This window comes from Acinetobacter sp. Colony158 (assembly GCF_019264745.1).
GTDB classification, from domain to species: Bacteria; Pseudomonadota; Gammaproteobacteria; order Pseudomonadales; family Moraxellaceae; genus Acinetobacter; species Acinetobacter ursingii.
The window spans coordinates 341,483-356,632 of the sequence record NZ_CP078523.1 but is presented as its reverse complement, the minus strand read 5'-3'; the positions used below and the strand labels follow the sequence as shown (position 1 = coordinate 356,632).

Annotated in this window: 15 protein-coding genes; 5 read left to right on the top strand and 10 right to left on the bottom strand. The window is 40.9% G+C overall.

Annotated features, from left to right (window positions below; translation table 11 throughout):
- Positions 1-122: 122 nt before the first annotated feature.
- From JR005_RS01045 to mrdA, 3 genes are read right to left on the bottom strand one after another with little or no spacing between them, the layout of a single operon-like run.
- On the bottom strand, positions 123-857 hold the full coding sequence (locus tag JR005_RS01045; RefSeq protein WP_004996372.1) for a sulfite exporter TauE/SafE family protein: 735 nt from the start codon (positions 855-857) through the stop codon (positions 123-125).
- Between the two features lie 38 nt (positions 858-895).
- Entirely contained in the window at positions 896-1,441 is a 546-nt protein-coding gene (gene rsmD / locus JR005_RS01040; RefSeq protein ID WP_218665422.1) for a 16S rRNA (guanine(966)-N(2))-methyltransferase RsmD, read from the bottom strand.
- Positions 1,441-3,471 carry a penicillin-binding protein 2 gene (mrdA, locus tag JR005_RS01035; RefSeq protein ID WP_218665421.1) on the bottom strand — a complete coding sequence of 677 codons (2,031 nt, stop codon included), beginning with the start codon at positions 3,469-3,471 and terminating at the stop codon, positions 1,441-1,443. The genes rsmD and mrdA overlap by 1 nt, the downstream gene beginning before the upstream one ends.
- Positions 3,472-3,708: 237 nt before the next feature.
- Here mrdA and JR005_RS01030 point away from each other — a divergent pair, with 237 nt between their 5' ends.
- From JR005_RS01030 to JR005_RS01015, 4 genes are all read left to right on the top strand, one after another.
- A complete protein-coding gene (locus JR005_RS01030; protein ID WP_218665420.1) occupies positions 3,709-4,227 on the top strand; it encodes a hypothetical protein in 519 nt (172 codons plus the stop codon).
- 64 nt (positions 4,228-4,291) lie between these two features.
- A complete protein-coding gene (locus JR005_RS01025) occupies positions 4,292-5,608 on the top strand; it encodes a hypothetical protein (RefSeq protein WP_004990497.1) in 1,317 nt (438 codons plus the stop codon).
- 83 nt (positions 5,609-5,691) lie between these two features.
- Complete coding sequence (gene adk / locus JR005_RS01020) at positions 5,692-6,351, top strand: adenylate kinase (protein ID WP_218665419.1); 660 nt, start codon at positions 5,692-5,694, stop codon at positions 6,349-6,351.
- Positions 6,352-6,419: 68 nt separating this feature from the next.
- Positions 6,420-6,596 carry a hypothetical protein gene (locus JR005_RS01015; protein ID WP_218665418.1) on the top strand — a complete coding sequence of 59 codons (177 nt, stop codon included), beginning with the start codon at positions 6,420-6,422 and terminating at the stop codon, positions 6,594-6,596.
- Positions 6,597-6,599: 3 nt separating this feature from the next.
- On the opposite strand, the gene nth is transcribed toward JR005_RS01015, so the two are convergent.
- Both nth and JR005_RS01005 read right to left on the bottom strand, forming a co-directional pair.
- The gene (gene nth / locus JR005_RS01010) at positions 6,600-7,280 is read right to left on the bottom strand and encodes an endonuclease III (RefSeq protein ID WP_218665417.1); all 681 of its coding nucleotides are present in this window, start codon (positions 7,278-7,280) and stop codon (positions 6,600-6,602) included.
- Positions 7,281-8,075 (bottom strand): RnfABCDGE type electron transport complex subunit B, encoded by a 795-nt coding sequence (locus JR005_RS01005; RefSeq protein WP_218665416.1) that lies wholly within the window; start codon positions 8,073-8,075, stop codon positions 7,281-7,283.
- Positions 8,076-8,338: 263 nt separating this feature from the next.
- On the opposite strand from JR005_RS01005, the gene gdhA reads away from it, so the two are divergent.
- Positions 8,339-9,742 (top strand): NADP-specific glutamate dehydrogenase, encoded by a 1,404-nt coding sequence (gdhA, locus tag JR005_RS01000; protein WP_228731777.1) that lies wholly within the window; start codon positions 8,339-8,341, stop codon positions 9,740-9,742.
- A gap of 74 nt (positions 9,743-9,816) precedes the next feature.
- Here gdhA and JR005_RS00995 read toward each other — a convergent pair whose 3' ends face one another.
- From JR005_RS00995 to lon, 5 genes are all read right to left on the bottom strand, one after another.
- Positions 9,817-10,584: an META and DUF4377 domain-containing protein gene (locus JR005_RS00995; protein ID WP_218665414.1), complete on the bottom strand. Its 768-nt coding sequence runs from the start codon at positions 10,582-10,584 to the stop codon at positions 9,817-9,819.
- 180 nt (positions 10,585-10,764) lie between these two features.
- Complete coding sequence (locus tag JR005_RS00990; protein ID WP_004996395.1) at positions 10,765-11,541, bottom strand: dioxygenase; 777 nt, start codon at positions 11,539-11,541, stop codon at positions 10,765-10,767.
- Between the two features lie 81 nt (positions 11,542-11,622).
- The gene (gene rlmH, locus JR005_RS00985; RefSeq protein ID WP_005003120.1) at positions 11,623-12,102 is read right to left on the bottom strand and encodes a 23S rRNA (pseudouridine(1915)-N(3))-methyltransferase RlmH; all 480 of its coding nucleotides are present in this window, start codon (positions 12,100-12,102) and stop codon (positions 11,623-11,625) included.
- A 313-nt stretch (positions 12,103-12,415) separates the two neighbouring features.
- Positions 12,416-13,570, bottom strand: a complete 1,155-nt coding sequence (locus JR005_RS00980; RefSeq protein WP_218665413.1) for an IS4 family transposase — start codon at positions 13,568-13,570, stop codon at positions 12,416-12,418.
- A 133-nt stretch (positions 13,571-13,703) separates the two neighbouring features.
- The coding region (lon, locus tag JR005_RS00975) for an endopeptidase La (RefSeq protein WP_218665412.1) at positions 13,704-15,150 on the bottom strand (1,447 nt) is incomplete at its 5' end.

The following is a 15,150-nucleotide window of genomic DNA, read 5'->3' as shown; positions in this document are numbered from 1 at the left end:
TGCCGACACATAAAGTGACCCAAATAGAAGAATTACTGCCACACCGCTGGAAATCCAACTCAAATTAAAAAATAGGCATGGGATTCAGCGGACGCTTACGATCGTCCACAATAAAGTAAATGTTAAATTACAGTTGAAATCACTAAAAATGTACCTGAGGCAAATAATAAAGACAGCACGATATGCTTAAATTGTTTTTCTGAAACTTTATAAAATAGCTGTGAACCCAAGATTGCAGGAATGGTGACGCTGATCATTAATACCATAATATACGGCCATTGATTGAGCTGTACCGTTCCCTGAAATATATAAACTGCAAAAGTAAAAAGCTGAATCGCAAAATTAAAATGCCTGAGAATGTATCGTTGTTCAATTTTATTTAAACCCTTGAGCATCACCCATGCAGAGGGTAAAGATCCACAAAAACCACCGAGTCCACCCAATACACCACCCAAAAAGCCAATCACTGCATCAGTTTTTTTGCTTAAACGTTTTAATGACTTAAATTCTGGAGCTAAGTACATGATAGGGCACCAGATCAGCAAAAAAACACCTAAAATCAGTTTAAATGTTTCCGCATTGATCTGATGTAAAAGATAACTTCCTAAAGGAACGCCAATTAAACCTGCGATGATATAAGGAATAACCAGAGAGATACCAAGCTGATGTGGACGTTCCTTACTCAGCGCAATGATGTGACACCAAAGGGAAGCAAATACCACCAATGGAGCAGCGAGTTGAGGTGGCAAAGCCCACACCCAAAAAGACATGGCGACCAGTGCAAAGGCAAAACCTGTCAGGCCCTGAATAAAACCTGCAATACACGCACCGACTAAAAACAATGACCATGATTGCATAGCTGTTTTATCTCATTTTCTATTTCTATCAGAATAAATTATGTTTTTTGGAAAAGTCCCGCGCGAACGGTGCCTGCTTTAGTGGATTTAACTAATTGCCATGAAGCAGGAAGTTCTAGCAGACGAAGATCACGGTCCGCCTCGACATAAATATAGGCCTGATTTTTTAATAGCGGATCTATCAAAATAGAAAGTTCTTGCCAGAGTTCCAGCGCATATGGTGGATCAAGAAAGACCACATCAAACTGTTGATTGAGCTTGGGTAAGATGTACTGTGCAGTCGCCACTTTTAATTCACAATGCTGTGCATTGAGAAGCTGAATATTTTGATTGAGTATTTTAGCCTGAGTTGAATCAGGTTCAATCATCAAAACAGAACTCGCGCCACGCGACAAAGCTTCAAATGCTAATGCACCTGAACCTGTACAGACATCTAAAACCGTAGCATTTGGAATATCCCACATTAACCAGTTAAAGAGCGTTTCACGGACGCGATCTGGTGTAGGGCGTAATCCATTTATACTCGCAAAAGGTAATACACGACGTTTCCATTCACCGCCAATAATTCTGAGCTGATTTTTCATTATTCAGTCACCTCAGCGTTATTGGCAACAGGTGAAGGTGTCGGCGTGGATGCTGCTGGTGATGGTTGCTCAGGCTTTTTCTTGTTTGGATTAGCATTAGGATCCGCTTCAAGTAAAGCACCACTTGGAAGCTCGCCCGGCTTAATGCCAGCGGTCATTAAACCGCCACTGATTTGATGATTTGCGGGACGAATTTGCTCTTTTTTACGATTGACCAACCAATAATCAAACACAGGCTTGGCAAGTTGCGCGGCTGAACCACCGTGACGACCATTTTCCCACACCACTGCAATGGCAATTTCAGGATTCTCAGCAGGGGCAAACCCGACAAATAAACCGTGATCCAGTTGGCGCTGTGTCAGTATCGATTCGTTATAACGTTTACCCTGTGCAATACTCTTAACCTGAGCTGTACCTGTTTTTCCTGCAATTTGATAAAGCGGTGTACGAATCCCACGACCTGTACCTGATTGCACGACATCAATCATGGCATCGCGCATGTTGAGCCAGTCTTGTTCAGTACCATTAAAATTAATCTTTCCATCAGGCGCATTATGAACTTCATATTTTTTTGCACCACGTGTGGCACGTAATACATGCGGCGTGACATGCGCACCATGATTGGCGGTAATTGCAGTTGCCATCGCTAACTGAAGTGGGGTCGCTGTAAATGCCCCCTGACCAATACTGACAGAAATGGTTTCGCCTTTTAGCCATTTGCTTTTGCGAGTACGCATCTTCCATTCAGGACTTGGGTATAAACCTGTACTTTCACTGGGTAAATCAACGCCAGTTTTTTCACCGAAACCAAATTGGCGCATCCAGTCATTCATACGCTCAATGCCCATTTGGTAGGACAGTACATAAAAATAGGTATCGCACGATTGAATAATGGCTTTGTGCATATTGACTACACCATGACCTGTTTTTTTCCAGTCGCGGAATTTATGCGAATCACCAGGAAGATGGAAATAACCCGGATCATTAATGGTGGTTGCCCAATCGACTAAACCATAATGAATGCCGCCCATCGCTTCCATGGGCTTAATGGTGGATCCCGGTGGATAAGCACCTTGGACTGCACGGTTATAGAGGGGCTGATCCAGATTATCACGTAGAGCACTATAATCTGTACTGCTAATGCCTGTAACAAAGAGGTTAGGATTGAAACTTGGACTTGACACCAATGCCAAAATTTCACCAGTACGCGGATCGATTGCCACAATTGCACCACGTTTATCTGCCAGTTGTTCGGCAGCAACCACTTGTAAACCATAATCTATAGATAAATATAAATCATTACCACGAGTCGATTCTTTGCGACCTAAATGTCTGAGTACATTACCATGAGCATCGGCTTCGATCGATTCATAACCGGGAGTTCCATGTAGCAAATCTTCGTAGGTTTTTTCTACCCCGATTTTTCCAATCAGGTTGGTTCCTGCGTAAATATCACTATTAATTGATTTTAATTCTTTGTCATTAATTCGTCCGACATAACCAATCACGTGCGCAAATAAATCGCCATGTGGGTAGTAACGCGTCATTTGCGTTTCAATGCGCACTCCTGGAAATTTGTATTTCACTTCACTGAATTTGGCGATATCAGTTTCAGTCAGATTCAGCTTAATTGAAACCCGTTCGGTTTTACGTGCAGTTTTGATACGCGACTTAAAGCGGTCTACATCTTCTTGGGAAAGATTTAAAATAGGGATCAGTTGTGTAACTGTACCATCCATATCTTCAATATCTGCTTTACTTAGCGTTGCCGTAAATACAGGGTAATTATCTGCAAGCAAAACGCCATTGCGGTCATAAATATATCCCCGCGCGGGTGCAAGAGGCTGTAAGCGGATACGGTTTTTATCAGAAGCAGTTGAAAACTCGTCGTAATGTACAATTTGCAAATAAGCATAACGACTTAAGAGCAATAACAAACAGCAGCAAACCAGTCCAATGGCAAAAAAGATTCGCCCTCGATAAATGCGCTTTTCTTGCTGATTATCTTTTAAAGGAAAGTGCTGTTTCATACCTAACTGACTTGACAAAGCAGACCACAAAAATAGCCGACAAGTTTAACTCATTCGTCGTCAGAATTTTGGATATTTTTAAATTATTCACGAAATAAATTTAGTGACGTTTTTTGACCTTGTAGACATTAAAATTGTAATGTGCTGTATATAAGAACGAAAATAATTCTGTTAAAGTCACCAAACGGATGAGCGGAATCCCCTAAATCAGATAATTAGGGACACATGGAGAAAATAATGAAAAAAATATATCCCTTGGTCATGCTTCTTGCACTTAGTCAGTTTTCCTTTGCCGATGACAGTCGTTTTAAACCTGAAGCAAAACTTACCGAGGGAAGTGCATCAACATGGAATGCAGGTGCTGGCTTTACACAAAAGCTAGTCCATCTAAATGGTGAATGGGTCAATCCTTATGGCATTACCTATGCAAAACTGGGTGCTTATCTCAACAATGACCATAATGTGGGTGGACAGATTGGATTTAGATATCCTTACTATCTGACTGGCGTGAACAAAAATGGTTATTATTTTGGCGTTTATGCAGGGTCAATCGAAAGCAAAGAAATTGATGGTGATGATAAAACCCGTTTAGGTGGCGGTGTTGATCTTGCTTACGTCTGGTTGGATAAAGAACGAATTAGTACCTTTAGTGTCGGTATTGGCACTGGAGAGAAGTTAAAGAATGCCAATGGTGATGTGGTGGCTGATATCGAACCTAAATTACAAGTTTCCTATACCTTAAGTATTGGTTTGTAGTGTTTAATCATAGCTTTAAAAAATGTAAAAGCCCATAAAGTAGAACGAAATATGAGAGTAATGGATGTTAGATTACGTCAGTGAATTATGGCAAACCTTTTTGAACCGACCTGATCATCTGGCGGTCTTGAGTATTATCCCTGTAACTGCATTTGTGACATGGGCGCACGTGTGGATGGCTTTAAAAATGGTGTTTTACCCAATTACTTTTTGGGGTTTTCATCTAGGGCCGATACCCGTAGGTTGGCAAGGCATTGTTCCACGCAAAGCGGGTCGTATTTCTGGCATTATTACCGATAATACTTTATCCAAATTAGGTTCGTTACGTGAATTTCTGGAAGCAATGGATCCAGAAGATATGGCAAGAATCATTGGTGAGCAGGTGGGATTTGAACTTGAGCATCTGATTGATGAGGTCATGATTGATCGTAATGCTGTACTTTGGGAAAACCTGCCTTATTCCATTAAACGTCGTATCTATGCTCAAGCACATAAACAATTACCAGGCGTATTAAAAGAATTAGTGACTGAGCTGACCATGAACGTCGAGTCACTTGTGAATATGCGGGAAATGGTGGTCAGCCAGATGGAAGGTGACCGTCGTTTAATGGTACGTATGTTCCTAAAAGTCGGTCAAAAAGAAATCAATTTTATCTGGCATATTAGTGCCTTGATTGGGATGTTTTTTGGTGTGTTCCAAATGCTGGTCTGGTTTCTGGTACCGTGGCACTGGACGGTACCTTTCTGGGCTGCAATCTGGGGCTTTTTAACCAACTGGATCGCGATCTGGATGGTGTTTAACCCAATAGAACCGCACTATGTACGCTATCCACAGTTTTTCCGTTTAACCCAAGATCGTAAGTTTCCATGGATTGTTCCCATCCTGCCGCGCATTGGCACCTACAATGTTCAGGGTGCTTTCATGAAGCGTCAGGAAGAAGTCTCGGATGTCTTTGCCAGTGTCGTGACAGAAGATCTGATTACACTCAAATCCATCATGACTGAAATGATGTATGGCCCTAAGAAGGACAAAACCCGTCGAATTGTCAAGCGGCATATTAATGAAATTATGGAAACTCCATTGGTAAGAACTTCATTACAACTTTCCTTGGGGCCGCGTGAATATGCTAAACTTAAGACAGACTTGATTGATCGATCAATTGAAATTACGATGGTGCCTGTATGCGACCCTGCGTTTAATGCGAGCCGCGCACAGAAAATATTTCAAATGTTTCGAGATCGTATTCGTGAACTAACACCGAAAGAATTTCAAAATCTATTGCGCCCTGCCTTTCAGGAAGATGAATGGATTTTGATTGTGTTAGGTGGGGTCACAGGTTTTGTTGCTGGTACGATCCACTTATTTGTTGCTTTCTTATAATTTAATTAGATGTTGGTAGGTATGGTCTATACAACCATAGTCCAAGACATTCTGAAAATTGTTCTTAATGAGGATTTTTTGTTATGCGCATTATTTTACTCGGACCACCTGGAGCAGGTAAAGGTACTCAGGCTCAGTTGATCTGTAAGCGCTACGATATCCCACAAATTTCAACCGGTGATATGCTCCGTGCTGCAATTCGTGAAGGTACTGAACTCGGCCTTAAAGCTAAAAGTGTAATGGAATCTGGTGGTTTGGTCTCAGATGAATTAATTATTGGCTTAGTAAAAGAGCGCATTGCACAACCTGATTGTGCGAATGGCTGTATCTTTGATGGTTTCCCGCGCACTATTCCACAGGCAGAAGCTTTGGAAAGTGCAGGCATTACCATTGATCACGTGATTGAAATTGCGGTACCTGATGAAGAGATTGTAAAACGTTTATCTGGACGTCGTCAGCATCCTGCATCTGGTCGTGTTTATCATATTGAATATAATCCACCAAAAGTGGACGGTAAAGATGACGTGACAGGTGAAGATTTGGTTCAACGTGCGGATGATCAGGAAGAAACCATTCGTAAACGTTTGGCTGATTATCATACTTTGACTGAGTTGTTAGTTGGTTTTTACGAAGAGCGTGCAGCTTCAGGCGAAAATGCTCCGACTTATGACAAGCTCGATGGTTTACGTAAAATTGAAGACGTACAACAAGATTTGTTTGCAATTTTAGACCAAATAAAATAAGTCTGATTATTCGTTTTGAAAGAGCTCTGTTATGATAGGGCTCTTTTTGTTTTTTTAGGTCGATAATTTTGAAAATCGCTTTAGTACTTTTGGTGATTTTAAGCTTAATTGGACTCAGTTATTTAGTCTATATCAGCTATAAAATGCTGCGTCGTGTCCAACAGCAGGAAGCACAGGAAAAATCACCAAGTCAGTCTGTGCAAAAAGATCATTTGCGATCCCCTCAAAACAAACAAACCAAATAAGTCTTATGGCTTCATAGCACTGTTTTTGGCGGCGCCAAATTCAAACCGCTCAGGCCAGTTACAGACATCTGACACCACACATTCATTACATTTAGGCTTACGAGCTATACAGCAATAACGACCGTGTAAGATTAACCAGTGATGCGCATCGACTATAAATTCTTTAGGAATCACCTTAATCAATCGATGCTCTACTTCAAGTACATTTTTTCCAACGGCCAAACCAGTGCGATTGCCAACGCGAAAGATGTGGGTATCAACTGCCATTGTAGGTTGACCAAAAGCTGTATTTAAGACGACATTTGCGGTTTTACGTCCAACACCAGGCAGTGCTTCTAATTCAGCTCGTGTTTGAGGAACTTCGCCTTGATGTTTTTCCAGTAAAATTTGACAGGTCTTAATCACATTTTCAGCTTTGGCATTATATAAACCAATGGTTTTAATATAGTGCTTCAGCCCCTCAACGCCTAATGCATAAATTTGTGCGGGGGTATTGGCAACAAGATAGAGTTTATCGGTGGCTTTATTGACACTAACATCGGTCGCTTGTGCCGAGAGCATCACTGCGATGAGCAATTCAAAAGGGGAAGAATAGTTTAGCTCCGTTTGCGGATGTGGTCGTTGCTCACGTAAACGTTCAAAAAAGGTTTGAATCTGCTTTTTTGTCATGTTCTTCACTGGCATTTAAAGCTCCTGAATTTCATCTAAGCGTTGTTGCAATTGATCCAATTGCTGCTGTTTTACTGGATCTGGACGGACGCTGAGTTGTTTTTCCAGCTTTTTGATTTGAGTGCGTAGTTTTGCCAGTTCGATTGTGGTTTTAGCATCTAATGTAGTGGGTATTTTTGCCTGATCTTCAATTAATTTAATCACAGGTACTTCTTCAACAGCACGAGAAAACTGAGCGAAAAGTTCAGTATCAATTTCAGCACGAACAATAGGTCCTTTACGCGTTAAACGTTGGTGCTCTTCGCGTTGAATATGTGCATAGTAACGTTGTCGTAGATCGTTTTGCTCTTGTTGTCTCTGGATATCTGTTAATAAGGGCTGAGTATCTTCAACCAGATCGATACAATCGACTGGGCAAGGTGGAATACAGAGTTCGCAACCTGTACATAAGTCACTGAGGACACTATGCATGAGTTTTCCACTGCCAATGATCGCATCTACAGGGCAGGCATTAATACATTTGGTGCAGCCGATACATTCATCTTCACGAATAATCGCTTTCATGCGTTGCGGACGTCCGTCTGCCTGAATGGGCCAGACACTGGCTTCTGCTTGCAATCGAGGGCGTTTTAGTCGCATCGCAAGCGCATCAGCGACAGGCTGTCCGCCTGGAATACATTTATTGGCATCCTCACCTTCTACAATCGACTTTGCATAAGGTAAACATCCATCACGATGTCCACATAAACCACACTGGGTTTGGGGCAAAAGGGCATCGACTTCGCGGATTAGCGTAATAGCAGCATTCATGGATTTGGCAAACTAAAGAAAAAGATAAAATAGACGCAGTAAATGTGGTGTACAAACCAGCGCAATATTTTAGCATGAAATATAGGTGAGTATATTGATCTATTTTAGCGCCATAAATGCACTAAAATAATTCAAATTTATTTTGGAGTGATCTGTCTTAAAGTTTAATTCCAACCATAATGCTTTGAATTAAAATATTTTAATAATTTATAAAATAAAGATTGAGATTATTTTATAAACATTATTTAATCAGTTGCTCTAAAATTTATCATCTTTTGAGAAATTTGCACAATATTGAATCATTTATTACTGAGGATGAAGCGTTGAAATATACTAGCCTTAACGACTTCCTAAACGCCGTAAAAGTACGGGATCCACACCAACCAGAATTCTTGCAAGCTGTAGAAGAAGTCATGATGAGTGTGTGGCCATTTATTGAAAAAAATCCAGAATATGCAAATTATGCTTTGTTAGAACGTTTAATTGAGCCTGAACGTGCCATCCAGTTTCGCGTAGCTTGGATGGATGATCAGGGACAAACGCAAGTTAACCGTGCTTTTCGTGTGCAATATAATTCTGCGATTGGACCTTTTAAAGGCGGTATGCGTTTTCATCCTTCGGTGAATTTATCTATCTTAAAATTTTTGGGTTTTGAGCAGACATTCAAAAATGCATTAACCACACTTCCAATGGGAGGCGGCAAAGGCGGTTCAGATTTTGATCCTAAAGGAAAATCTGAAGGCGAAATTATGCGTTTTTGTCAGGCACTCATGATTGAGCTTTATCGTCATTTGGGGTCAGATACCGATATCCCTGCGGGTGATATTGGGGTAGGTGGCCGTGAAGTTGGCTATATGGCAGGCATGATGAAAAAGCTGAGTAATAACACCTCATCTGTATTTACAGGCAAAGGTGTTTCTTTTGGCGGAAGTTTGATGCGTCCTGAAGCAACAGGTTATGGCACGGTTTATTTTGCAGAAGAAATGTTAAAAACTCAGGGTACACATTTTCAGGGTAAAACGGTTGCGATTTCAGGATCAGGTAATGTTGCGCAGTTCGCTGCCGAAAAAGCCATGTTCTTAGGGGCAAAAGTAGTGACGTTGTCTGATTCTAACGGCACAGTTTATCTAAAAAATGGCTTTAATGATGAGTTGCTTGCTGAAGTCATGCAACTCAAAAATATAAAGCGTGGTCGTATTTCTGAGTTTGCGTCTAAACATGGTTTTGAATATTTTGAAGGAAAAACACCGTGGCATATTCCAGTCGATATTGCTTTGCCATGTGCCACTCAAAATGAATTAAATGCTGAGGATGCCGTGACTCTCATTCAAAATGGGGTCATCTGTGTGGCAGAAGGCGCAAATATGCCTTCAACGCTGGGGGCGGTGGAAAAATTTATCCAAGCTAAAATTTTATACGCCCCGGGTAAGGCCTCAAATGCGGGTGGCGTTGCAACCTCAGGCTTAGAGATGTCGCAAAATGCGATTCGTCTATCGTGGTCACATGCCGAAGTTGATGAGCGTTTACATCTAATTATGAAAGATATTCATGCCAACTGTGTCAAGTATGGAACCAGAAAGGATGGTTCAGTGAATTATGTAGATGGCGCCAACATTGCAGGTTTTGTAAAAGTGGCGGATGCCATGCTGGCACAAGGTGTCTTTTAAAATCATTCATATATTTTAAATGAAAAATCCGATGCAAAGTGAAGTGCATCGGATTTTTTGAATCCGTTAAGGATTTATGGTTTCTTTACGATTTCTTGTTCAACGGTCATATCATGCACATAAGCATATTTTGACTGATCAGCCGCAGGGTTTTTGCGTTCGTAACGTTTAACACGAATAATCACACGTTGATCATCACGGTGCTGATAGCCTTCGATCTGATCATAAAATAAAGTCCAGTCTTTATCGACTTGAGTTTTAATGCCTTTGTTGTCGTATTTAATTTCACGAACCTGTAAGCAGGTTTGTGGGCCTACGCCAGTACATTGTTTGGTTTCTGGAGAAATTTCCAAGAAAATAATTTCACCTTGAGACTGATATTTAGTCTCAGGCGTCATGCTGCCTTCAAACTCATATTTCTGACCATTTGATGCAATAATGGTTAAGCGTGGCTGTTCAACCGATGCAGTATTGAGTTCAAATTTATTCTGTTGATCGTTAAATAGGTTGCTTGAGAATTGCTCATTCTTCATCAGTGCAGGTTCACAGGCTTTCATGGTTGAAACAAGGGAGGAAGTGATCAATTGGTGATTTTCGACTTTCCAAGAGCCACCTTGATTATTACAGCCTGTAATAATATTCAGACGATTTTCTGAGAAATTTAACTGAATTGGGCGAGGCGTACCTTCAGGCTGGTAGCTCCAAGTATAAGCACTCAAAATTTTATTTGCGTTCATTTGTTTTTCTGCATTCACAGTGACAGGAGCAGAGTTCTGATGTACAGATTGGCATGCCACAATTGAAAAAGGTAAAAGAGCAAGGATTAAGTATTTGATTTTCATGCAAGTGTACAATATTTACTTTAACAGATTGTATGTTAATGGATTATTGGGGAAATAAAATAAGGACAATGAGAGCTTTAAGTTTCAGATTGTATCTATTTTGCAACAATGACTACACTAAGTATTTTGCTAAATTAATCAAGATTTAAGAAAGAGGAATGAGAGTTCTATTCGTCAAAGTTAGTCAAACCGATAAATATCCATGCCTAGTGCACCCATAGAAAAACTACTATGTACAATCGAAAAACGATTACCTGTTCCCATCGCAAAAAATAAAGGAGCAAAATGTTCCAGAGTGGGATGGTTACGTTCAACGTATGGAATATCTGGCCAATTCAGCACAGCATCATAATCTTGATGAGTCAGTTTATTCACCACGTAATTACGAAAAGAAGAAGCCCATTCGGGAACATGTTGAGCATTTCCATCCCATGATAATTCTGCCAAATTATGGGTGATGCTGCCTGAACCAATTAAGAGAATTTGGCGTTCGCGTAACGGAGCAAGGACTTTGCCAATTTGATAAATTTCATCTGCATTCATGTTCATCGGCAATGAAATTTCAATTACGGGTATATCCGCCTCAGGATACATATGCAATAACGGCATCCAGACTCCATGATCACGTGGTCGGGTGCTATTGGCATGAGCAGGAATATGTTGTTCGGCCAGTAATTTTAAAATTTCCTCAGCCAGTTCTGGTTGACCTGGCGCAGGGTAATGAATTTGATAGAGTTCTTTGGGAAAGCCACGAAAATCATGCCATGTTTGTGGACGCGTTGAAGTACTGATTTCCAGAGACTGACTTTCCCAGTGTGCAGACATGATGATAATCGCTTGAGGTTTAGGTAAATTAAAACTCAAGCGGTGTAAAGCTGGCCCGACTTGTTCAGGATCCAGCGCAAGCATAGGTGAACCATGAGAGATAAATAGCCCGGGAAGTGTTTGTAAATTCATGCTGTTTACCTCATACAAATATCAATTTATCTTGCCAAACATATAACGTTTTAGTTTGATAATTTTGTCTCAAACGATGCATCAAGCGCGATGATAAGGATGATTGTGGTTGATGCTCATGGCTCGATACAGTTGCTCAATCAATAAAATCCGAACCATCGGGTGTGGCATCGTGAGTTTAGATAAAGACCAATGCCAAGCAGCAGCTTGACGGACTTGATCAGATAATCCATCTGGACCACCAATGGCTAAAGCTACATCATTGCCTTCCAGCATCCATGACTTCATCGTCTCTGCAAGTTTTTCTGTGCTTAGCTCCCGTCCGCCAACTTCCAGTGCAATTAGAGTTTCATTCGGTTTGAGTGTATTCAGAATACTTTCACCTTCAATTTGGCAATATTTTAAAATATCGGCTTCTGAATCATTTTTTCCACGTTTCGCCATTGGGAGCTCAATCACTTGAGTCTGCACAAAAGGTTGGATACGTTTGAAATAATCTTCAAAACCCGTGAGTACCCAAGCTGGCATTTTCTGACCAATCGTGAGGATGCGAATTTTCATAATATGGCTCGATGCACAATGCGAACAAATCTAAGTATAACGAGGATCTTAGCGGGCTTCATGTCGATTGTAATTGTATCTATTTGAATGATTAAGCCTTAGACAAAAAACTAAGTACATTAAAAAAACGCAGCCCACAAAAAGCGTGAAGGGGCTGCGGTTAAAAGGTCATCTGTCTGGAGAATCAGATGACCAGACTAAATTCAACAAGTGAAAATGATGAATTGTTACTTTTATTATGGGGTTAATTGATCAATTTTCAACCTAATGAATGTAAAAAAGAGAGCCTGAGCTCACTGCTGTCCCACAAATATCACAAGAAGAACCTCAATTGAGGTTCTTCTTGTTTTCGCCATTTTTTATCAGGCACAAAGAGTGACCTTAAAAGTTTCCTTTCAAATAAATTAACCTGAATAATTCGCAGTAAACGCTGAACACTCCATTCTTCTTGTGCCATGTGTTTAGCGAAGTTCACAAGCAAATAGGCGATTAATGCAATCCATATTTGCGTTAGTATTGCATTGCGGCTTCGACCTAGAAATGACTTCAGTTTTAAATTCTGCTTGATGGCTTTAAAGAATAACTCAATCTTCCAGCGGTCTTTATAAATTGCAGCAATCGTGGATGCTGCCAGATGAAAGTTGTTGCTCAGAAATTCGAATGTTCTTTTCTTATCTGTATCATAAAATTCTATACGTCTTAATAACTTAGGTGCGCCTCTTTTCTTGGCATGCGCACTGCTTAATTCAATATATTCATCCGCAATAATGCCTTTAGTCGCTAATACGCTGCGGCTTGATTTAACTTGATAAACTGTCTTTGGGCGTAGCCGAGTTACGAAGCTGACTTTCTGATGTGTCAACTGAGCAAACCATTGATAATCAACATATCCTTTATCAAAGACGATAATGCTGCCAGCAGGAAATTTAAATGCTCTGCCTTGCACCATATCATTTTCAATACCATTCCCAAGCGCTACAAATTCAGGAATGGTATTGCTGTGATTTAAGCCAACACTTAGTTTAATACTGGCTTTGGATTCATGCACTTTTGCCCACTCACACAATGACAGTGAAAGATCAATATGACTGGCATCTAGTGAATACAGAGGATTCTTGAATCTAAATTTATGTGCAGTTTTAGAGTTTTCACAGTGCTGAAGCAGCTGCGTGAACAATTGCTGATACAGGCTGGCGGGCTGTTCTTTATTGAGTCTTGCTAAGGTGCTTCGCGCAATTCTTTTCGCGCCAAGATGATAGAGCTTTTCCTGCTGGGATTCGAGATTGGATTGAATATCTCTCAGACTTTGCCTACAGGAAAGTTGGGACATCAAAATAGCAATAAATTGATCCCAGCGGGTGGCTGATCTTAATTTTTGCCCAGAGTGGTGCAGTTTAGCCAGACGTTCAAAATCTTGTCTTAAAATGGGTTTGAGTAATTGATGAAATACAGTATTCTGATGTGACAAAACCTGAATCCTTGTAGTTGAAGTGTTTGTTCGCACTTATATTTTAACTACTTTGGACTCAGGTTTTTTTATTTAACTCTAAGTATGGGACAGCAGTGGCCTGAGCTCTCTTTTTGATTGACATAGTATGAGATTAATGACGTGCAGCTTTTGACTCTTCAACTGGTTTTACGATCGGCGTTTTTGCCAATGGTTTGGGTTGTTCAGTTAAAGCTAGCGGCAGAATCTCATCGATGCTTTTCACGGCTTTAATTTCCAGACCTTCTTTGACATTATCTGGAATTTCAGCCAAATCACGGACGTTATCTTGCGGAATAAATACCAACTTAATTCCGCCACGGTGTGCTGCCAAAAGTTTTTCTTTCAAGCCACCAATACGAAGTGCATTACCACGTAAAGAGGTTTCACCAGTCATGGCAATATCAGCGCGGATTGGAATCCCAGTAAATGCAGAAACCAATGCGGTTGTTAATGCCAATCCAGCAGAAGGGCCATCTTTTGGTGTTGCACCTTCAGGCAAGTGAACATGGACATCAGTTTCTTCAAAACGAGATGCTTCGATTCCCAGTTCATCTGCACGAGTACGAACCACGGTCATTGCAGCGGTAATCGATTCTTTCATTACATCACCAAGCGAACCTGTAGTAATGAATTTACCTTTACCTTTGACTGCTGCCACTTCGATAGTCAATAACTCACCACCGACAGAAGTCCATGCCAAGCCATTAACGCGACCGACTTGAGCTTCATCTTCAGCCATGCCGTAGTCAAATTTATGCGCACCTAAGTAATCTGGCAGATTTTCACCAGTGACATCAATGTGCAAGTTTTTCGACTTCTTGCTCACCGCTTCTTTCACCACTTTGCGTGCAATTTTAGAAACTTCACGCTCTAAACTACGCACACCCGCTTCACGTGTGTAGCGACGAACGATGTCTCGAATTGCTTCTTCATGAACGGTCAATTCACTACTACGTAAGCCATTGTCTTTAATTGCTTTAGGAACGAGGTAACGTTCAGCAATATTAACTTTCTCTTCCTCGGTATAACCCGGTAAGCGAATGACTTCCATACGATCCAGCAGCGCTTCCGGAATATTCATGCTGTTCGCTGTACAGATAAACATCACTTCTGACAAGTCCAAATCAAGATCAAGATAGTGATCGTTAAACTTGCTGTTTTGTGATGGATCCAGAACTTCGAGCAGGGCAGAAGCAGGATCACCACGATAATCCTGTGCCATCTTGTCAATTTCGTCGAGCAAGAATAATGGATTCTTCACACCGACTTTTGTTAAAGACTGCACAATTTTACCTGGCATCGCACCGATGTAAGTACGACGATGACCACGAATCTCAGCTTCATCACGCACGCCACCTAGCGCCATACGTATAAACTCACGACCTGTTGCTTTAGCAACCGATTCACCTAGTGAGGTTTTACCTACACCCGGAGGACCAACTAGACAAAGAATAGGACCACGGAGTTTTTTCACACGTGATTGAACAGCAAGGTATTCAACAATGCGATCTTTAACGTCATCGAGACCGTAATGATCTACATCCAGAATTTCTTGTGCT

Coding starts and splice junctions, on each gene's coding strand:
- JR005_RS01030 (WP_218665420.1), top strand. CDS start 3,709: ATGAAAAAAATATATCCCTTGGTCATGCTTCTTGCACTTAGTCAGTTT.
- JR005_RS01005 (WP_218665416.1), bottom strand. CDS start 8,075: ATGAATGCTGCTATTACGCTAATCCGCGAAGTCGATGCCCTTTTGCCC.
- adk (WP_218665419.1), top strand. CDS start 5,692: ATGCGCATTATTTTACTCGGACCACCTGGAGCAGGTAAAGGTACTCAG.
- mrdA (WP_218665421.1), bottom strand. CDS start 3,471: ATGAAACAGCACTTTCCTTTAAAAGATAATCAGCAAGAAAAGCGCATT.
- JR005_RS01025 (WP_004990497.1), top strand. CDS start 4,292: ATGTTAGATTACGTCAGTGAATTATGGCAAACCTTTTTGAACCGACCT.
- JR005_RS00990 (WP_004996395.1), bottom strand. CDS start 11,541: ATGAATTTACAAACACTTCCCGGGCTATTTATCTCTCATGGTTCACCT.
- JR005_RS00995 (WP_218665414.1), bottom strand. CDS start 10,584: ATGAAAATCAAATACTTAATCCTTGCTCTTTTACCTTTTTCAATTGTG.
- rlmH (WP_005003120.1), bottom strand. CDS start 12,102: ATGAAAATTCGCATCCTCACGATTGGTCAGAAAATGCCAGCTTGGGTA.
- JR005_RS01045 (WP_004996372.1), bottom strand. CDS start 857: ATGCAATCATGGTCATTGTTTTTAGTCGGTGCGTGTATTGCAGGTTTT.
- nth (WP_218665417.1), bottom strand. CDS start 7,280: ATGCCAGTGAAGAACATGACAAAAAAGCAGATTCAAACCTTTTTTGAA.
- rsmD (WP_218665422.1), bottom strand. CDS start 1,441: ATGAAAAATCAGCTCAGAATTATTGGCGGTGAATGGAAACGTCGTGTA.